This is a genomic window from Curtobacterium sp. MCPF17_031 (assembly GCF_003234035.1).
GTDB lineage: Bacteria > Actinomycetota > Actinomycetes > Actinomycetales > Microbacteriaceae > Curtobacterium.
Genome location: NZ_QKSG01000002.1, coordinates 440,709 through 460,351, shown reverse-complemented (window position 1 = coordinate 460,351; position 19,643 = coordinate 440,709). Strand labels below are relative to the sequence as shown.

Annotated in this window: 17 protein-coding genes; 12 read left to right on the top strand and 5 right to left on the bottom strand. The window is 66.4% G+C overall.

Annotation, left to right across the window (positions count from 1 at the left end):
* Positions 1-48: 48 nt before the first annotated feature.
* From DEJ31_RS05195 to DEJ31_RS05185, 3 genes are all read right to left on the bottom strand, one after another.
* A complete protein-coding gene (locus tag DEJ31_RS05195) occupies positions 49-1,356 on the bottom strand; it encodes a carbohydrate-binding protein (protein ID WP_181433458.1) in 1,308 nt (435 codons plus the stop codon).
* 219 nt (positions 1,357-1,575) lie between these two features.
* The gene (locus DEJ31_RS05190) at positions 1,576-2,037 is read right to left on the bottom strand and encodes a hypothetical protein (RefSeq protein WP_146243101.1); all 462 of its coding nucleotides are present in this window, start codon (positions 2,035-2,037) and stop codon (positions 1,576-1,578) included.
* Positions 2,038-2,138: 101 nt separating this feature from the next.
* Positions 2,139-2,861, bottom strand: coding sequence for a CPBP family intramembrane glutamic endopeptidase (locus DEJ31_RS05185; RefSeq protein ID WP_110904924.1), 723 nt, complete (start codon positions 2,859-2,861; stop codon positions 2,139-2,141).
* A gap of 156 nt (positions 2,862-3,017) precedes the next feature.
* Between DEJ31_RS05185 and DEJ31_RS05180 the strand changes: the two genes are divergently transcribed.
* The 9 genes from DEJ31_RS05180 (at position 3,018) to DEJ31_RS05145 (ending at position 12,464) form a co-directional block, all read left to right on the top strand.
* Positions 3,018-4,463 carry a polysaccharide biosynthesis tyrosine autokinase gene (locus DEJ31_RS05180; RefSeq protein ID WP_111121350.1) on the top strand — a complete coding sequence of 482 codons (1,446 nt, stop codon included), beginning with the start codon at positions 3,018-3,020 and terminating at the stop codon, positions 4,461-4,463.
* Between the two features lie 70 nt (positions 4,464-4,533).
* Entirely contained in the window at positions 4,534-5,424 is an 891-nt protein-coding gene (locus DEJ31_RS17545) for a hypothetical protein (RefSeq protein ID WP_258366170.1), read from the top strand.
* On the top strand, positions 5,418-6,881 hold the full coding sequence (locus DEJ31_RS05175) for a sugar transferase (RefSeq protein ID WP_258366169.1): 1,464 nt from the start codon (positions 5,418-5,420) through the stop codon (positions 6,879-6,881). Before DEJ31_RS17545 ends, DEJ31_RS05175 begins: the two co-directional genes overlap by 7 nt.
* Positions 6,881-7,981: a glycosyltransferase gene (locus tag DEJ31_RS05170; protein WP_146243100.1), complete on the top strand. Its 1,101-nt coding sequence runs from the start codon at positions 6,881-6,883 to the stop codon at positions 7,979-7,981. The genes DEJ31_RS05175 and DEJ31_RS05170 overlap by 1 nt, the downstream gene beginning before the upstream one ends.
* A gap of 35 nt (positions 7,982-8,016) precedes the next feature.
* Positions 8,017-9,285, top strand: coding sequence for an oligosaccharide flippase family protein (locus DEJ31_RS05165; protein ID WP_181433457.1), 1,269 nt, complete (start codon positions 8,017-8,019; stop codon positions 9,283-9,285).
* The gene (locus tag DEJ31_RS05160; RefSeq protein WP_111121346.1) at positions 9,282-10,091 is read left to right on the top strand and encodes a glycosyltransferase; all 810 of its coding nucleotides are present in this window, start codon (positions 9,282-9,284) and stop codon (positions 10,089-10,091) included. The genes DEJ31_RS05165 and DEJ31_RS05160 overlap by 4 nt, the downstream gene beginning before the upstream one ends.
* Positions 10,088-11,107, top strand: coding sequence for a glycosyltransferase (locus DEJ31_RS05155; protein WP_111121345.1), 1,020 nt, complete (start codon positions 10,088-10,090; stop codon positions 11,105-11,107). Before DEJ31_RS05160 ends, DEJ31_RS05155 begins: the two co-directional genes overlap by 4 nt.
* Positions 11,104-11,979: a glycosyltransferase gene (locus DEJ31_RS05150; protein ID WP_111121344.1), complete on the top strand. Its 876-nt coding sequence runs from the start codon at positions 11,104-11,106 to the stop codon at positions 11,977-11,979. Before DEJ31_RS05155 ends, DEJ31_RS05150 begins: the two co-directional genes overlap by 4 nt.
* Positions 11,970-12,464: a DapH/DapD/GlmU-related protein gene (locus DEJ31_RS05145; protein ID WP_111121343.1), complete on the top strand. Its 495-nt coding sequence runs from the start codon at positions 11,970-11,972 to the stop codon at positions 12,462-12,464. Before DEJ31_RS05150 ends, DEJ31_RS05145 begins: the two co-directional genes overlap by 10 nt.
* Here DEJ31_RS05145 and DEJ31_RS05140 read toward each other — a convergent pair.
* Both DEJ31_RS05140 and DEJ31_RS05135 read right to left on the bottom strand, forming a co-directional pair.
* A complete protein-coding gene (locus tag DEJ31_RS05140; RefSeq protein ID WP_111121342.1) occupies positions 12,442-13,587 on the bottom strand; it encodes a glycosyltransferase in 1,146 nt (381 codons plus the stop codon). The genes DEJ31_RS05145 and DEJ31_RS05140 overlap by 23 nt on opposite strands.
* A complete protein-coding gene (locus DEJ31_RS05135; RefSeq protein WP_181433456.1) occupies positions 13,587-14,714 on the bottom strand; it encodes a glycosyltransferase family 4 protein in 1,128 nt (375 codons plus the stop codon). The genes DEJ31_RS05140 and DEJ31_RS05135 overlap by 1 nt, the downstream gene beginning before the upstream one ends.
* Before the next feature lie 125 nt (positions 14,715-14,839).
* Between DEJ31_RS05135 and DEJ31_RS05130 the strand changes: the two genes are divergently transcribed.
* From DEJ31_RS05130 to DEJ31_RS05120, 3 genes are all read left to right on the top strand, one after another.
* Entirely contained in the window at positions 14,840-15,883 is a 1,044-nt protein-coding gene (locus DEJ31_RS05130; protein WP_111121340.1) for an acyltransferase, read from the top strand.
* 129 nt (positions 15,884-16,012) lie between these two features.
* Complete coding sequence (locus DEJ31_RS05125; protein WP_146243099.1) at positions 16,013-17,467, top strand: hypothetical protein; 1,455 nt, start codon at positions 16,013-16,015, stop codon at positions 17,465-17,467.
* A gap of 74 nt (positions 17,468-17,541) precedes the next feature.
* Positions 17,542-19,362: a DUF4012 domain-containing protein gene (locus DEJ31_RS05120; protein ID WP_111121338.1), complete on the top strand. Its 1,821-nt coding sequence runs from the start codon at positions 17,542-17,544 to the stop codon at positions 19,360-19,362.
* The last annotated feature ends 281 nt before the right edge of the window (positions 19,363-19,643 follow it).

The window sequence follows — 19,643 nt, the reverse complement described above, 5'->3', positions numbered from 1 at the left end:
GACCGAGGTCACGCCGGACGGCCCGTCGATGATCGGACGCTCCGGAGGTCACTTCCCCAGGGCGGTGAGGAACCGGTTCGTGTACGACAGGGCAGCGTCCGGTCGGGAGCTGCACGTCGCCGAGGCGGTGCTCTGCGCGCACGGGGTGTCACGGTCGAGCGACCAGTAGTGCACGCCCGCCAGTGCGTTCGCCCGCGCGTACGCCGAGACCGTGTCGACGTCGGCGAGGGTGAACACGTTGCTGACGACGTCGTTCACGCCGATCATCGGCGTGACCTCGATCTTGTTGGACGGAGTGCCGTAGGTGTGCTGCAGGTTCTTGACCGCCTGCACCGTCGAGGCCCCCATGTCACAGGCGCCGTTCGTGACGACGCACACCGCCGAGGACGCCCCACCGAAGTCCATCGTCATGAGGTTGATCGTGTAGTTCGCCAGCCCCGAGGCCTTGATCGCCGTGACGGTCGTGTCGCCGGTGCTGTTCAGTCCGGCGAAGGTCCCGTTCGACGCCGCGAGGGTGGCGAGGGTGAACGAGAACCGGAGCTTCGGGTACTGCGCCTGCGCGGCCGCTGCCGAGCTGACGAGCGACCGGATGTCGGCGGCGGACTGGCCGCTCTCGATGTCGAAGTCGATGCCGACCAGGTGCGGCGAGGCGTAGCGGGCGATGAAGGCGTTCATCGCGGCCCCTGAGGTGCACTTGAACGACCCGGCCGCACCACCGGTCGAGACGACGTAGTCGACACCCGCGGCGTCGAGCGCGGGCACGTTCGCCTTCGCGAAGGCATCGCCGGCCACACCGCCCCAGTTCTCGCTGCCACACGTCCCGGTCGCGAAGGCGAGCGAGAGTGCCCGGAGCTTCGGGACCTTCGTCGCGAGGCTGTTCGACCCGCCTGCCACAGGGATCGTGCTGCCGGTGATCGCGGTCTGCATCACGTTGGTGTTCCAGTTCAGGTTGACCGTGACGTCCTTGTACGGGCTGAACAGGGTCCCGGTGGTGGCGCCGGTCCCGGTGCCGCCGCCGGTGCCGCCTCCGGTCCCACCGCCGCCGGTGCCCCCGCCGCCGGTGCTGGCGGGGGTGCAACTCCCTGCCGAGGTCCACGGCTGCCCGGAGCCGGTGGCTCCGGAGTGGGTCGCCGGGTCATCGCCCTGCGTCCACCAGTTCGCGGTGTAGTTCGTGCTGCCGGTGCTCACGCTCGCACCGCCGGAGTACGCGGTCGACGCACTCCAGGTCGGTGCGCAGGTCGTCGCGGCGCTCGCCGGTCCGGCGGTGACGAGCGCTCCGCCGAGCACGAGCCCGGCGATCGACGTGACGACTCCGAGACGCCTGATCCGACGTCCGATCGATGGTGTTCTGGTCATGACAGATCCTCCACGATGGGCGGTCCGGGCGACGCTGCCCGAACTCGCGGGAGGTTTTCGAAACCTCCTTGCGTATTCGTACTGCGATCGCCGGCGGATGTCTGTCCGCATTTCGCTGGACGAACAGCCGGGACGTCAACCGCCCCCTCGGTCTCGCGGCGGAGATCGTCCGAAACCTGCGGACCTCGGGCGCCCCGGCCGCCCGGTCGCACCGACCGGTCACCCCGGGAACGGGGGTGCCGTCACGGAACAGGTGACGGGCCTCCCGGGCTGCCCCTGTCGTTCTGCGATCGCGCGCTTGCCGTCCAGCAGCACCCGACAGGTGGCGGTCGCTTCCGGGGGTGGCGTGACGGCGACGCGTGCGCGGTCGCCGGTCAGGACGATCGCCTTCTGCTGCCACCGCGATCCAGCCGTACCGGCCGACAGCGCGGTCGTCGTCACCTGCGGGTACCGGTGCGCGGCCGGTGCGTCGCCCCGCCGCTCGGCCCCGCGGACGGACACGTCGGTCAGTGCGGTTCCGGCGGGGGCGTCCGTGGTGACCTGGTAGGTCACGGACCAGGCGTCCGCCGTCTGCTGCCGGATCATCGCGCAGCCGGTCGTCGCCGCGACCAAGGCGGCCGCGATGGTGAGCACGCCGATGGCGCGTGCAGTGGTCGTTGTGGAGTGGCTTCCGTTGGACATGCGTCCAACATCTCCTCCGCCCGGTGCTCGGCGCGACCGCTGCGGGGATGACCGGGGTCATCCTCTGGTCGTCCCTCTGGACGTCGTCCGGGAGGCTCGGCTCAGCGAGGCCAGGTCGCGATGACCGCGACCGCGTTGAACAGCACGTGCGCCAGGATCGCGCCGCCGATGCGGTTCGTCATCGCGACCAGGGTGCCGGTCAACGACCCGAGGGCGAAGATCGTCAGGAACACCCGGAAGCCCTCGAGCTGGGTCCCGCCGGCTCCGAGCAGGACGTGCAGGACCGCGAACAGGAACGCGGTGAGCAGCACGGCAAGGAAGCGGGTCCGCGGTGTCAGCTCAGCGGCCATCCGGCGCTGGAAGAGCCCGCGGAAGAACACCTCTTCCAGGAACGGGCTGACCAGCACGATGCCGATGGCCGACACGACGAGCAGGCCGATGTCCGGCGTGCCGAGGGTCGGCGCCGGCGCGAGACCGGTCGAGCCGGTGAAGGCCAGACCGAGGAACACGTCGAAGACCCGGCACAGGATCACGATGCCGATCGCGAAGATCGCGTCGCCGAGTCCCAGTCGCAGGCGCGCCGCGTGGTCCGTGCCCGCCGATCGGCGCAACACCCAGACGATGCCCGCGACGAGTGGCAGCCAGACGGCGAAGTCGGCGACCAGGACCTGCATCACGGGCGGCTGGATCTTCCCCGCGGTGCTGAAGCCGGCTGCGACCCGGGCCAGGATGACCGCCACGCCCAGCGCGACCAGCAGGATCACGAGGTCCCGCTGGCGACTGGTGTCGGGCTCGGCGTGGGTCACGTCGGACTCGGTGCTCATGGGCTCACCGTAGAGGACGGGAGGCCCAGAACGGCCGATACAGCCGAGCGTTGCTCGATCATGTGGCACTATTTGAATGCCGTACACCGGGACATCCCCGGGCACTCGTGTCGGGACCACGGGCGAGCGGCGGGATCGTCGGGGAAGGCGGGCCGCGTGGAACTACGCGACTACATCACCGTGCTACGTAAGGGATGGGTCCTCATCCTGGTCTTGGCACTCGTCGGGGTCGCCGCTGCCGCGGGCTTCTCCCTGCTGAAGAAGCCGGTGTACTCCGCTTCGGCGCAGGTCTTCGTCTCGACGGAGACCTCGGGCAGCGCGAGCGACCTGGCGCAGGGCAACACCTTCACCCAGCAGCGCGTCCTGACGTACTCGAACCTGGTGTCGACGCCGATCGTGCTCCTGCCGGTCATCTCGAAGCTCCAGCTCGACATGAACGCCGATCAGCTCGCGACGATGGTGTCCGCGACCGCGCCGACGAGCACGACCCTGATCTCGATCAGCGTCAACGACACGGATCCGGTCCAGGCCGCGGACATCGCGAACGCGACCTCGCAGAGCCTGACCAACGTCGTCGAGGACATCGAGGCCACCGACGAGAAGGGTTCGAGCAGCGTCAAGCTCACCCGCGTGAAGCAGGCCGACGTGCCGAGCGCCCCGGTCAGCCCGAACGTCCCCGTCAACGTGGCCCTGGGCCTCCTGGTCGGCCTCGCACTGGGCGTCGGCATCGCCGTCCTCCGCGAGACGCTGGACAACCGCGTCCGCACCGAGCAGGACGTCGAGAAGATCAGCGACAAGCCGGTCGTCGGCGGCATCGCCTTCGACAGCAAGGCCTCGGAGCGTCCGCTGATCGTGCAGGTCGACCCGCGCAGCCCGCGTGCCGAGTCGTTCCGCACGCTCCGCACGAACCTGCAGTTCCTGGACATCGGCACCGGCGCCCGCACCTTCGTGATGACGTCGTCCGTGCAGTCCGAGGGCAAGAGCACCACGGTCGCCAACCTGGCGATCGCCCTCGACAGCGCCGGGTTCCGCGTCATCCTGATCGACGCGGACCTGCGCCGTCCCCGCGTCGCCGAGTACATGGAGGTCGAGACCAACGCCGGCCTCACCGACGTGCTCATCGGGCGCGCCGAGCTGGAGGACGTCGCCCAGCCCTGGGGCCGCGGCAACCTCGTCGTGCTGCCGGCCGGTCAGATCCCGCCGAACCCGTCCGAGCTCCTCGGTTCCCGCGCCATGCAGGACCTCATCGAACGCCTGGAGGGCGAGTTCGACTACGTCCTGTTCGACGCCCCACCGCTGTTGCCCGTCACCGACGCCGCGATCCTGGCGAAGAAGGCCTCCGGCGCGATCGTCGCCGTGGCCTCGGGCAAGACGCACAAGGGCCAGTTCGCCGCTGCGGTCTCCGCACTCGAGAGCGTGGGCGCGCCCATCGCCGGCTTCGTCATCACGATGATGCCCGTCCGCGGCCCGGGCGCCTACGGCTACGGCCGGTACGGCTACGGGTACGGCTACGGCCTCGAAGAGGACGAGAACACACCGAAGGTCAAGCCGCCGAAGCGCGGCGGGAAGAAGCTCGGCGCGCTGAGTCGCGCCGAGCGCTGAAGCGAGGTCGGGGGACATGAACGCACGCCGGGGGACCCGAAACCTCGGCTCGACGCGTACACGAACGACCTTGATCTGGGTCGCCATCGTGATCGTCGTGCTGGTCGTCATCGACATCGCTCTCGTCACGCTCGCGCTGGGACGCACTGCACCGAACTCCGGTGACCCGGCGGGCCCCATCCCGACCTTCTCCAGCTCGCCCCAGTCCAGCACGAGCTCGTCGCCGACGCCCAGCGCGTCGGCAGGTGCGGCAGACGCAGCGTCAGCCCGCCGTCTGCTGTCCGCCATCGACGGCAAGGAGGCATGGCGAGCCTCCAGTACGTCGTGTTCCGGTGACAAGCCGGTGCTGGAGCACTCGGTGGACGGCGGGGCGACCTGGGTCGCCGTCGCGCTCGGCGACGACGTGCGCGCCCTGACGGGTCTGCGTGCTACCACCAGCGGCGTCTCGATCCTGACCGCGGTCGACGACGACTGCGCCTTGACCGTCCGGACGAGCACCGACGACGGTGCCACGTGGTCAGCCGGTCAGCCGGGCGCCGCCGGTGCCGGGGTCCGCGACTCCGCCCTCCAGCTGCAGAGCGGCCTCGTCGACTCGCCGTGTGCCGACCCGGTCGACGCCTACCAGGGGCAGTACACGACGCTCGTCGCGTGCGCCGACGACATCGCATGGCGGAGCGGGACCGGGTCGTGGGTGACGGCACCGATCGGCGGGATCCAGTCCATCACCGACGCCGGCGACACCTACACGCTCGCGCGCACCGGCGCTGCGACGTGTGCCGGAGCCGAGGTCGTGAGTCTGCCGGCCGTGAAGGTCTCGCCGACGTCAGCTGTCAGCCCCGTCGGGTGCTGGACCGGGGGCGCGAGCAGCGGGCCGGTCGCGATCGATCTGGCGGGCAAGAGCCTGTGGGCCTGGTCGGGCGACACGGTCGCGATGTCGGCGGACGGTGGCGCTTCGTGGTGACGGTCACCGAACGGACCACTCGGCCGGAGCACGGCTGGGAGAACACCTACGCGCGGCGCCTGGTCGTCACCGACGCGCTCGCGCTGATCTGGGTGGCGTTCGGCGTACAGATCGCATGGTTCGGGTTCGACAGCCGGCAGGTCGCGGGCAGTTCGGCCGACCTGGCCGTCGGGTACTCGGCCGTCTCGATCCTGATCGTCGTCGCCTGGCTGATCGTGCTGGCGCTCTACGACACCCGTGACCCGCGCTACATCGGCACCGGCGCCGGTGAGTACCGACGCATCGTCGACTCGGCAATCCGGCTGTTCGCACTCGTTGCGATCGTCGCGTATGCCTTCAAGCTCGAGATCGCCCGCGGGTACATCTTCATCGCGTTCCCTCTCGGTGTCCTGCTCCTGCTGTTGACGCGGTGGATGTGGCGACAGTGGCTCAATGCACAGCGCCGGGCCGGCCGCTACTCCGCGACGGTCGTGCTCGTCGGGTCCACCGGCTCGGTCGAACACATCGCCCGCGAACTGATGCGGCACCCAGAAGAGGGCTACCGCGTCGTCGGCGCCTGTGTGCCGACCGGCACCGTCGGTGGGATGCTCGGAACGACCGGGGTCCCCGTCCTCGGACGGATCAGCGACGCCGTGGTCGCACTGCGCAGTATCGGCGCCGACACCGTGGCCGTGACGAGTTCGGACGACCTGGGTGCGCAAGCGGTGCGTGAACTGAGCTGGGAGCTCGAGGGCGGGCGCGAGCACCTGATCGTCGCTCCGAGCCTGACCGAGATCAACGGCCCGCGCATCCACACACGACCCGTCGCCGGCCTTCCCCTGATCCACGTCGAGATGCCGCGCTACGAAGGCTCCACGCTCTTCCTGAAGCGCGCGTTCGACGTCGCCGGATCAGCGCTGCTGATCATCGCCCTGTCGCCGCTGTTGATCGTGTTGGCACTCGCCGTGCGGTTCACCAGTGCGGGCCCGGTGCTGTACCGCCAGGAGCGCGTCGGCCTGAACGGGCAGCCGTTCGACATGCTCAAGTTCCGGTCCATGCGCGTCAATGCCGACGACGAACTCGTCGCGCTCCTCGCAGCACAGGGCAAGGGAGACACCCCGTTGTTCAAGCTGGATAACGACCCGCGCATCACCTCGATCGGCCACGTGCTCCGCAAACACTCGCTCGACGAGTTCCCGCAGCTGTTCAACGTGCTGTTCGGCTCGATGAGCCTGGTCGGACCGCGGCCCCAGCGCGAGGGCGAGGTCGCGCTCTACGACGCCGCAGCACGCCGTCGACTGTTGCTCAAGCCCGGCATGAGCGGCCTGTGGCAGGTCGGCGGACGGTCGTCGCTCGGGTGGGAAGACGCCATCCGGCTGGACCTGTACTACGTGGAGAACTGGTCGTTGACCGGGGACATCGTCATCCTGTGGCGGACGGTGCGAGCGGTGTTGGCGCCGGGGAAAGAGGCTTTCTGATGTCGGGGCTCATCGCGCACGAATGGGTGGCGGCACACGGCGGTTCGGAGAACGTGGCGGAAGCCATGTCTGCAGTATTCCCCGATGCTGCGATCCAGACACTGTGGAGCGATGCGCCCGAACGGTTCCCCGGCCGGACTGTGCACGAGTCGTGGTTGGCGAAGACCCCGCTCCGGCGCCACAAGGCGCTCGCACTGCCGTTCATGTCGTCAGCCTGGACCAGGGTCGACACCGCTCCGTACGACTTCGTGCTCGCGAGCTCCCACGTGTTTGCCCACCATGTCGGCGGCCGGAATGCGACCGGATCGACGCCGAAGTTCGCGTACGTCCACACGCCGATGCGCACCGTTTACGCAGCGGACCAAGATTCACGAGGAGCTGGGCTTCTTGTCAAGGCGTCGGCTTCACTTGTCCGGACCTTCGACCGACGCTTCGTGAGCGGCGGGGTGCAGTACGCGGCAAACAGCGACTACATCCGTCGTCGTATTGCGCAGGTGTGGCACCAAGAAGCGAGGGTGCTCTACCCGCCAGTTGACACCACGTTCGCAACGGGGGAGCCTGTTGGGCTTAAAGCAGGAGAGGGAGAACTGCTGGCGTCGCTTCCGGAAGGCTTTCTACTGGGTGCGTCGCGATTTGTGCCCTACAAGCGCCTCGATCTCGTTATCGCCACCGCGGAAGAGTTGAAGCGACCGGCGGTCATTGCAGGGCGAGGGCCGGAACTGCCTGCGCTCCGTGCGCTGGCCGACGCCGCGACGGTGCCAGTGTTGGTCGTCGTCGGGCCGTCAGACGCGATGTTGCGCGAGTTGTACCGTCGCGCCTCTGTGTTCGTGTTCCCCGCAGTCGAGGACTTCGGGATCATGCCGCTCGAAGCGATGGCAGTCGGCACTCCCGTGGTCGTCGGTGCAGATGGCGGTGCCCGCGAGGGCGTAGAAGCCGTGAGTGGCGGCGTCGTGTCCCCGTCAGTCGAACCGGTTGCGTTCGCGGATGCCGTCCGCCGAGCCGAGCGGCTCGACACCCGCAATGTGGCAGGTCACGTCGAAGAGCAGTTCGGGACTGAACGGTTCGCCCGTGAACTGCGGCACTGGGTCTCAGGAGGATGAGCGGGGTTGGTCTCCTGAACCGTTTCGGTGCCGGGGTGCGCCGTGTCCTCCGCCACCCCAGCGCGACTCTGCTCGCGTCGAGCGCCGCCTCGACCCTCTTCGGACTCGGAACCGCGACGTTGCAGGCGCGTCTTCTCGGCCCAGCGGGGCGCGGTGAACTCGCTATGGCGATGGTCCCCGCTGGAATCGTCGCGATCTTGCTGAGCTTCGGACTCCCGGATTTCGCGGCTCGACGAGCCGCGAAGGGAACTGACACTCGTTCCCTGTCGAGACTCGCGCTGGTCGCTGGTGTCGCCATTGGGCTGGTGGCGTTCTTCCCGTACATCCTCCTGGCCGGGCTGCAGGCGGACGGGCAGACCGAGGTGTGGTGGCTCTTCGTCGCCTGGGCCGCGACTGTCCCGTTGTTCGTGTTCGGCTCGACCTTGACGGGTGTCGCGATCGGGAGCGGGCGGTGGCTCGCCTCGGCAGTCGTTCGCGCACTCCCGGGGTTCGCGGCGCTCGTCGTTCTCACCGCGCTGTTCTTCCTGCACGTGGACGCCTCGCCGCTTCTGGTCGGTCTGATCCTCATCGCGACCACAGTCCTCAGTCCTCTGACGTACATGGTCAGACGTTTTGCCCGACCAGCAACCAGCTTCGGGCGCGAACTCATCGTCGACGCGGCGAGGTTCGGAGCCAGAGGCTGGATGGCTGGAGCGACCGCGTTGGTCAATCAACGGATCGACCTACTCATGGTCTCGGCGATCGCCCGACCGCAGGAGGTCGGCCTCTACGCGGTCTCGACGACGTTGGCTGCGACGCTGAATGCAGTGTCGAACGCGGTCGCCATGCCCAACCGCAATCGCGTTGCCCGGGGCGATGTCACGCGTGTGGCGCGCACGTGTGCGTCAACCATGCTCCTGATCGTCTGTCTGGCCCTCGTCGTGGCGGCGGCGGTGCCGTTGCTCATCTTCGTCCTGCTCGGTTCGGCGTTCCAGGCGGCGGCGGCACCCATGTTCGTGCTACTCGCCGCGCAAGTGCCTCTCGCAGGGGTTGTCGTACTCACACAGAGCCTCAACGGGGCAGGGAAGCCCGGAAAGCCGCTCGTCGGGGAGGTCGTTGCCCTCGTCACAACAGCGGGGATGATCCTCCTCTTGTTCAGTCCAGGAGGCTTGGTCCTCGCGGCGACTGCGACGGGCGTCGGGAACCTGTTGAGCCTCGCCGTACTCATCGTTCTCACTCGCAAACACATCCAGGCTGCTCCGATCCGGAGCTTCTGCTTCATCGGACCCCGCGCCATGATCTCGACACTCAGGAGCTTGCGATGAACCCAAGGACAGTCACCGCCATCGTCGTCACCTACAACTCTGGACGGTTCGTCGATCGCATTCTCGAGGACCTGCTTGCGATGGACCACGTCGATCGCGTGGTCGTGGTGGACAACAACTCGTCGGACGACTCGACGGCACGAGTCCGGAGCCGGATCGTCCGGGAGAAGGTCACGTTGATCGAGTCCGCCTCGAACGTCGGGTTCGGCGCAGCTGTGAACCGGGCCGTCAACGAGGAGTGTCAACACTCCGAGTTCATCGCAGTGGTGAATCCGGATGTGGGACTCGGAGCCGATGTCTTCGATCGATTGCTCGACCAGTTCGACGACGACCAGTTGGGTGTGATTGGGGTTCAGCTTGCTCGCTCGGACGGAACTCCTGTCTCGTCCGCGCGCTCCTTCCCTTCCAGATCGACGATCCTCCGCAGAACCGCTGTCGAGGTCGAGCATGGTGGTCGCACGATCTCGGTCGACTGGCTTTGCGGAGCGTTCATGCTCTGGCGCCACGATGCCTTCCGGGAGGTCCACGGATTTTCATCCGATTACTTCCTCTACTACGAAGACGTCGACATCTGCCGGCGGGCACGAGAACTCGGATGGGACGTCGTGATCGCAGGGTCTGTCTCGGCGGTCCATGACCAGGGCCACGGGGCAAAGACAAGCCCGGCGCTTCTCCGCGCCAACCGGCGCAGCCGACGGCGTTATGCACGACGGTGGCTCGGTAGGTCAGGTTGGGGTGCTGCGCTGGCCGCAGACGTGCTCGAGCAGGCGGGCACCACCCTTCGACGGATCGGTCTGCGCCGATGAAACTGCTGATGGATGGCCGCGTTCTGGAAGGCAGCAGTAGCGGGGTGCGAGACGTTGCGTCTGGTCTGTTGCAGGGACTCCGATCGCTGCAGCAACAGAGGCGCGTGGACGTGACGGTCGCCACAGTCGGCACCACGCACGCGGAATCCGATGTCCAATTGCCGAGTCGCTTCTTCATGCACGCCTGGCTTCCGCTCACTGCGCTCAGAGGTCGATTCGACCGCATCGTGGTCCCGCGGCAGACGATTCCTTTTGTGTCCCCCGTGCAGAGCGTTCCCGTGTTCCACGACGTCGGTTTCATCGACGAGCCCACGCTCTATCGTGACGCCGCAAAGATCACAGCCACGACTCGGTACGCCAGCCGAGCAAAAAAAGCGCTCGCAGTTTCGGGTTACACCGCGGACCGGATGGCCCAACTAGGCCTGAACAATCGGGTCACTCCTCTGCCGATCGAAGCCGTGCACGACATCGTCTGGCGACCTGAGCGCGATGATCCGTACCTGCTCTGCATCGCAGCCCAGGAGCCGCACAAGAACCTGCCCAAGCTCGTCGACGCTTGGGGAACCCTCGACGACATCGATGCGCGTCTCATCATCTGTGGCCGCCCCGGGAATGACTCTGACGCGCTCGATCGTGCCCGGTCCCGTCTTCGTCGCCCCGCCTCGGTGGAGATCGCGAGTGGTCTGTCCGCCGCGGCGTACGCAGCGCTTCTGGCCGGTGCTCACGGCTACGTCCAGCCGTCTCTCTACGAGGGCCTGTGCATCCCAGCGATGGACATGGCCGCGGCCGGTGTGCCCATGGTGGTCGGCAATCACTCCAACCTCGGTGCGCGCTTCTCTGGCGCTCCAGACGGACAAGCGATCGACGCAACAGACGTCGATTTGCTCGCAGCCGCACTACGCGCACTCTTGACTGACGAGCGGTTCAGGCAGGAGTCGATGTCGTACAACCGCGAGAACGTCCACATGACCGACTGGCTCCGTGTCGGAGAGATCTTCCTGGAGGCGATCGCATGATCTCACTCACAGTGGTCACCGTGTCGCACGAGTCCTCGCAGGTGCTGCAGGGTTTCCTCGAGCGCCTCGGCCACGGCCGTGGGCCCATGGATTCGGTCGTCGTGGTCGACTCAGGATCGCTTGACGCAGAACGTTCTCGCGCCGTTGCAGAACGTTTCGACGCCGACTTTCGACGAGTGCCGGTGAACGTCGGCTTCGGTACCGCCTCGAACATCGGCGCATCCGCCGTTGACACCGACTTCTTGGCGTTCGTCAATCCGGACGTCGAAACGACCTTCGAAGATCTCCACGCGCTTGCGGTCGAAGGCGATCGAGTCGGCGCAGCGTGTGTGGGCCCGCGGGTCCGGGACTCTCGTGGTAACTACGCGCGAGCCGAGCGGGGAACGATTGCTTCTCCTTTGGCCCGACGGCGCGACGTTGATGCCTCTGGGGAGCAACCTGTCGAGTCGATCGCGGGCTGTTGCATGGTGCTCCCGACGAAGTGGTTCCAAGCCGCCGGAGGGTTCGATCCGTTCTTCTTCATGTTCACCGAGGAGATCGACCTCCATCGTCGGATCACCCGAGCGGGCGGCTTGATCGGCGTTGTGGACTCTGTCACGGTCGTCACCGAAGGCGGTGGAAGCTCATCCGAGGTGGGCTCTCGGTGGAGTGTCACCGAGAGGGAAGTCGCGCACGTCCGTTTCACTTGGAAGTGGTACGGCCTGCCGGCCGCGGCGCTTGATTTCCTTTGGCGCATTGTGTTGATCGTGCGAAAGCCCGCATACCGGCCCACTCGAGTGAGCCTGGCGCAGTTCTTCCGGGGAGTTCTGAGTCGCGCTGGTCGGCAGCGACGCGTCATCACTCGAGAGTACGGAGCCCTGCCTTGGGACTGAATCGTCTGTGGCGTGACGCTGCGATCAACGCGCTTCTCAACGGCCCTGTCGTGCCGCGGAGTCTTCGATGGCGGCTGCTGCGGGTCTGGGGCGTCACCATCCCGGAATGGGTATCGGTCGCGCCTGGATGCTGGTTCGGTGGGAAGAACATCGAGATCGGGCCCGGGACGACTGTCAACTACGGCTGCGTGTTCGACAATTCGGCGGAGATCGTCGTCGGACCCAGGTGCGACATCGGGCATCACGTCACGTTCATCACGAGTACTCACGAACTCGGCCCGCGAGAACGGCGGGCTGGTCGCGCGATCGGTCAGCCGATCCACGTCGAGGCGGGAACCTGGATCGGTGCCCGGGCAACGATCCTTCCGGGTGTGACGATCGGTGCAGGCTGCGTAATCGCCGCCGGGGCCGTCGTCACGAGCGACTGTGCCCCCGACGGGCTGTACGCGGGTGTCCCTGCCGTCAGGAAACGCGATCTCGCATGAGTTCGTCGACGAGGCCCCTCGCCTCTGCGCCGCGGCGGGTCCAGGAGTGACGGTCTGCGAGCTCTGCTCTCGCTTCGAGGCTCTCCGCAGAAGGAGTTCCAGTCGAGGCAACCACAGCCTGCAAGAACTCCTCCGGACCTGCTGCGACAGTGACGTGCCCCGACACCGCTGAAACAGCTGGGACTCGCGTCGACACGACGGTCAGACCCGCTGCCAGGTACTCGTACGTCTTCAACGGGTTGACACCTACCGTGTACTCGTTGATGAGGTAGGGGATCAAGCCGACGGTCGAACGGGCGTAGAGCTCACTTAGCGATGCAAAGTCCAGGTGGCCATGGTGTGTCGCACCAGCCGCAACCAGTTTCTCGACAGCGCGTGCCGAGGACCCTCCCCCCTCTGACACTGGCCCGGCGAGGTCCAGGCGCACTCCACGCTTCAGCAGCCCTTCCAGCAGCTCGAAGTCGACTTTGCTCGCCGTCAGGTTCCCGGCGAAGACCGCTCGCTCTACACGGGGGCGCCCTCGGTGAACTGCCTCGGCGATCGGCTCGACGTCGGCGACGTTGGGCCACAGGCGTCGAGAGTCAAAGCCGATTGCGGCCAGATGTTTGTCGACGACCTCACTGCTCGCAACGGCGGTGACCCCCGCACCTGCGAGACGTCGTTCTTGTTGCGCGATGAGTTCTGCGTTGATGCCAGGTACGGAACCGAGCAGATCGACGCAGTGGTAGACCGTGGCGTCGGCGAAGCGTTCGAGACCGTAGGTGTTGGGCGTGTAGGTCCAGAGGAGTCGTTGACCTGGCCGCGCGATCCAATTGCTGACGAGTCTGTGGAGCAAGGGACGATTGACGATCCTGCTGACGCCCGTGTGGATTGGGAGGACCAGCGGACGCAGGACGTTGATGCCGTTCGTCGGCCGTTCAAACGATGTGCCTGCAGATCCTGCTCCGATGCGCCGCAGCATCCGCTTAAGATCGCTGGGCCGTAGCTCCGGCTTCCGTAGGCCCATCGACTCGACGTAGGACACATCCCACCGAGCGGAGAGTTCCCGCGCGACGTAATGCTGGTTCGTAGCGATCGGTTGGTTCCAATCGGCCGTGCCGAGCATGAGGATCGAAACGTCCATCAGTTACTCCCGGGCCGCTGCGACGGCGGCATCCACGACGAGCGAGTGGACTCGAAGCGGGCTCGGTGTGCTGCGACCCAGGATTCTTCCGAATGTCGTCCAGCCCATGCAACCATGCCCGATCTACTGCGCTCTCGCTCAGCCGTCGCACGGTGTATCGCGCGCGCCCACTCGTGGGGGCCGCTACCGCTCGGTGCGACCTCCGCACCGAGCTCTGTCATGAGCTCATCGAGGCCTGTGTCAGCGACCGCAACGACCGGAAGCGCGTGGGATGCAGCTTCGACGAGCGTCGTCGGCAGGCCCTCCCGAGCTGCACTCGATGACGTGAAGAACACTGCGTCTGCGGCCGCGTAGGCAAGCTCGGGTTCGTCGAGGTGTCCCAGCAGCCGGACGTTCGTCATCGAGGAACTTGTTCGCTCCAGCGCCGCCCTCTCCGGCCCCTCGCCAGCAATGAGCACCACCCCTTCGAACTCGCCAGCCAATCGGACCGCCATCTCCGGCCGCTTCGCCGAGTGGAGGCGACCGATCCAGAGGACGACCGGAACGTCCTCGGCCACCCCGAGCCGCTGACGAGCCGCGGTCCGGGCCGCGGCCGTCGCTGAGGTCGAGGAACCGTCTCCGACGCCGTTCTCGATCACGTGCACAACAGAGGGGTTGGCTACAACCGCGCGGACATCCGTTGCCACAGCCTCCGAAACACAGATGATGGCGGCGACGTACCGCGATGCGACTCTGTACTGGGACGCCAGGAGCCGACCGGAAACGCCTCGCAGAAACTGTCCGTGTTCGGTCCAGACGACTGGACCGAGCTTCGCAAGGGCCTTCGTGAATCCGATCTGCTCCCGCTTGAACTGCAGGTGGAACAGATCGACTTCTCGAGCACGAACGGCTCGAACCACGCGCCGACGTTCGGCGGGAAGGCGCAACAGACCGCCGATCATGGTCGATTTCGACCACTTCGGACCCAGACGAACATCGACGTGGCGGAGAGCCTCCTCGTCCCATCCCGGTACGTGCCCGACGAGTAGCGGTTCGTCGCCGGCGACCCGGAGGCGTGAGAAGAGTCGGTTCAGGTAGCGCTCTGCCCCACCGAACGTGCTCGACTGACTGACGACGACTAGATGCATGGGTCGATTATGCGGGGTTGAGGGAGACCCGTTGCCCATGGGAGGCACTGCTCGTACTGCGTTGGGGAGGATTTCACGCGCGACATCTGTTGCCGCGAGGCGTGACGCCCGTCAGGATGTGACGCGTGAACAGCTTCGGCCAGTACGAGCGCACGCGCTACTTCCCTCAGCTCGACGGCCTCCGAGCAGTGAGCATCCTCCTCGTGCTGACCATCCATTCTCATGTCACGCAACTGCGTGTTCTGAACGGCTACATCGGTGTGACCGTGTTCTTCGTTCTGAGCGGCTTCCTCATCACGACCCTGCTTCTCCGCGAGGCGGACCTGCAAGGGCGGGTGTCGTTGCGGAACTTCTACATCCGCCGCGCGTTCCGCATCTTCCCGCTCTACTACCTCGTCTTGGGCGCGAACATCGTCGCGGTGGCTGCAGGCTTCGCCGATAACCCAGGAGACTTCGGCCAGCGCCTTGTCTTGTTCCTGACCTACCTCAACGAGTTCGCCAGCCCCGGGACCTTCGGGCACAGCTGGTCCCTAGCCATCGAGGAGAAGTTCTACTTCGTCTGGCCGCTGCTTGCTTTCGCGGTGCCGGCGGTGTGGCGGTGGCGCCCTTGGGTGGCTGCTGCGCTCGTGGTGCTCTGCACTTCTGCGGGTCTCGTGGGCGGATACCTCGGGACGTACGCACCGATCGTCTTCGGCTGCGTGATGGCACTCGCGCCCCACAACCCTCGGAGTCACAGGGTGGTGCGGCTTCTCGCCCGGCCACTACCCGGGGCCATCCTCGGCGTCGTCGTGGTCGCGGTTGGCTTGTTGTCACGAACCGACTCCCACATCCACCTCGCCTTCGGTGCGGCGGTCGCCCTCGTTCTACCCGTCCTGCTCATCGGCCCGGATGGTGCTCATGCATGGCTCCGCTGGTCGCCGCTCCGATTCGTCGGGCAGCGGGCGTACGCCATCTACCTCGTTCACCCGCTTGTAGGGAGTGTCATCGATTCAGTCCTCCCTACTGACACCGTGATCTTGACGGTGGTGCACCTCGTCCTGATGTTCGCGGGCTCGCTCGTGGTCGCACACGTGCTCTTCATTCTCTGCGAGCGCCCGTTGATCGTCGTCGGTCGTCGACTGACTGGTTCTCGACGCGCTGTCGAAGCTCTGCCCTCGGCAACTCCGTAGGCCCCCGGGCCCGAGGGGACCACCAGCAAGGGCAAGGCTGGAGTATCGCTCGGAGCGACCGACCGCATGTCATGATTGCGATCAGACAGGGGGAGCGGGGTCCTGTCCGGGGAGCGATAGGACGAGGACTTGCAGACACAGCAGATTGCGCGTGGTCGAGGTGTCGGCCGGCGAGTGCTCGAGAGCGTGCGGGTGAGCCAGCGGGCGATGTTCGCGGCGGTGGCCATCGTCGCGGTCGTAGGAATCGCAGGTGTCACGGTCACATCGACCCCTCTCATCGCGGTCGCCGTTGTGGCGCTCGCGGTAGCGATGTTCTTGCCGAAACCGACCTTCGCCGTTTCCCTGTTCTGGATCTTCCTGGTCAGGCCGGGCTACGAGCTGCTCCACATGACAATCGGTGGTGTGGCGGTCACCGAGATCGATCTGCTGCCGGTTCTCGCGCTCGCCGCAGTCCTGGCGATGCCGAGGAACGCGAAGGTCTCGGGAAAGAGAGTGACCGTAGGAACGGTGGCGCTGATCCTCGCGATGCCGGCCTGGTTGACTCTGCGATTCATCGTCGTCCCGCCGTCCGGGCTGCTCCATGTGTCTCCGGTCGTCGACTACCGGAACATCACCATGTTCTGTGTGGTCGTTCCGATCTGGATCTACATCAACAAGCTTGGTTTCGCCGCTCTGTTCCGGCTGCTGATGGCTTGTGCGTACCTCGCCTGTGGGATTGCGATCTTGGCCTGGGTGTTGCTGATGTCGCACCTGGTGGCGCCGGCGAACACTACATTGGTGTACTTCCACGCGATCAACGACGTCCGTCCGGGAGGCGAGCTGCTCGTCCTCGTGCTGGCTGTCGCACTTCTCGTCAAGCGGGCACCTCTGCTGCTCGGAAACAGACTCCTGTCGATGGTCGTCGTCGCCGCTGAGTTCGCCGTGAGCCAGACGCTGTCGATGGTCATCGCCGCCGTCGTGGGCTTCGTGTTCTTCACGGTCCTGTTCCGCGGCGCGAGATCCACGGGGCGGGTCCTGGCTGCTCTGGTCGTACTTGTGCTCTTCGGTGGTGTCGCTGTGGGGGGAGTCGCCGCTGGATCGCGGTTCGACCTGGGCGAGCGGCTCGGGGAATCCTCTGCGCAGTATCGCGCGACCGAGTTTTCCCAGCTGACCGCGGCGGTTACGCAGTCTCCGGCGAATCTCGTACTCGGCGAAGGCCCGGGCTCGGCGCTTGCCGTGAAGAACGTGTACTCCGGCGTCGTCGAGATCAAACGGGACACGCACAACACCTACGGGAACATCACGCTCAAGGGTGGGTTGATCGCCCTTGTGCTCTTCCTCCTTCCGTTCGGTATCGGGCTGAGGAGACTTCTCAAGACGAAGAACGAGGACGACTTGCGACTCGCCGCCTCCCTCATTGCGGTGGCGGTCCTCACCATCACTGTCCCTTTTGTCTGGACGGCCGCCGGCTTGAGTGCGCTCGTTGCTCTGCTGTTCGGTGCCCTTCAACCACCTGAGTCGCCTGTCATCGACACGACGACGGTTGCTTCGCGCTCCGCAGCACTCGAGCGACGCAGCCCCATGACCCCTGTTACGCGGGCCTGAGTGCTGATGTGGCGAACACCCGACGTGGTGTGAACATCGACGGCATTGGATACGGCCCAACTAGGCTTACCCCCATGTCCGACCAGCCCGAGTCGGGACGCACTGCAGCACGTCGGGGGTCTCGGCCCCACGTTTTCCTGTGGGTCGTCCTCGCCCTCGTCCTCCTGCTGATCTTCGCCGTCGCATGGGTGGGCATCCGTGGTGTCCTGGCGAAGGGGCACCTCGAACGCGCCGTGGGTGACGTCAACACGCTGCGGTCGCAGCTCACCGGCGGCGACACTGCTGCGGTGCAGGGGACTGCCAAGCACCTGCAGGACGAAGCGGGCGCTGCCCGCTCGCTGACCGGCGACCCGATCTGGGGCGCCTCGCAGTACATACCGTTCTTCGGGACGAACCTGCGCGCCGTGCGACAGGTGTCCGTCGTCGTTGATGACGTTGCCCGGAACGCCGTCACGCCGGTGTCAGGCGTTGTCGGGAAGTTCAGCACCGACAGCTTCGCGCCCAAGAACGGCAAGATCGATCTGCAGCCGATCGAGGACGCCCAACCAGCGGTCGCGAAGGCGACTTCGACCCTGCAGCGGGCCGAGCGTGATGCGCAGACGATCGACACGAGCGCCACGCTGTCGCCGGTGACCACAGCGGTCGGACAGCTGCGAAACGCGCTGCAGTCGGCCTCGGCCCAAGCCGGGACCGCCAACCGCATCGTTCAGCTCGCCCCGGCGATGCTCGGTCACAACGGCGACCGGAACTACCTGCTGCTGTTCCAGAACAATGCCGAGCTGCGCGCAGGCGGGGGAATCCCTGGCGCTGTCGCGCGCCTGCAGGTCGATGATGGGCACATCAGTCTGGCGGCACAGGCGTCGAGCACGGACTTCGGGAAGTTCGATCAGCCCGTCTTGCCGCTCGACCAGGACACGAAGAGCCTGTACGGATCGATCACCGGCGAGTACATCCAGGACGTCACACTGACCCCGCGGTTCGACGTGTCAGCGGAGCTGGCGCGGGAGATGTGGAAGCAGAAGTTCGGCGAGCAGGTCGACGGGGTCCTTGCCATCGACCCCGTCACGCTGAGCTACATCCTGCGGGCGACTGGGCCGGTGCAGCTGCCGATCGGCGAGACGCTGACGTCGGACAACGCTGTCAAGCTTCTGCTGAGCGACGCCTACAGCAATTACCCTGATCCGAAGGTGCAGGACGCGTTCTTCGCTTCGGCTGCGAGCGCTGTGTTCGACAAGGTGTCCAGCGGCGGATCCGACGCGAAGAAGTTCATCACGGCTCTGACCGACGGCACTGGAGAGGGCCGCCTTCGCCTGTGGAGCGCGAACAAGGGTGAGCAGCAGCAGATCGCAGGGACGGCCGTGGCCGGGACCCTGCCGATGGCTTCGAAGCAGACTCGTGAGTTCGGTGTCTACCTGAACGACGGCACCGCCGCGAAGATGGACTACTACCTCGACAAGCAGGTCTCGGTCGGCAGCTCCGTGTGCAGGAAGGACGGACGCCCCACCTCGGTGGTCGAAGTGACGCTCAAGAACGCGGCTCCCGCGGACGCGGCGACGAGCTTGCCTCGGTACGTGACTGGTGGCGGCGACTTCGGTACCGAGCCCGGAAAGATCAAGACGCTCGTCGCGGTCTACGCACCGGCGAACGCCATCTACCTCGGCGCCTCGCAGGACGGCAAGACAGCGGGCTTGCAGACGACGGTCGACGGTGACCACCCGGTCGCGCAGCTGCAGACACTTCTTGCCCCAGGGCAGAGCACCACGTTCCGTGTCGCGTTCCTCGGCGACGCCAAGTACGCCACGGCTGGCGTGCAGGCGGAGTCCACGCCCGGCGTGCGGCAGTCGAAGGTCGAGCCGCTGCAGTTCGACTGCGCGAAGCCGGTCCCGGTCGGCTGAGCCGACCGGCGGCAACCGGATCGCGAACTGTAGGGGCAGAAGACCCGGTCGCCAGTGCAGGTGTGATCGGTGAGTCGCCGCATACCGCGGTTCTGCAGGACCCCCACTCCGGGGGGTCCTGGCTGACCTGAGCAGGTGTGAAGCCTTCCCATCGAGCGGCAAGATCCGTTCCTTCATTGCCCAATGCGTCAACTGATCTGGGATTTCGTGCGCTGTGAGCCCCGAGGAGGTCGCCTCGCGGTCCGATGCACGGTCCAGGCTGGGAGCAGATCCAGCTGCAG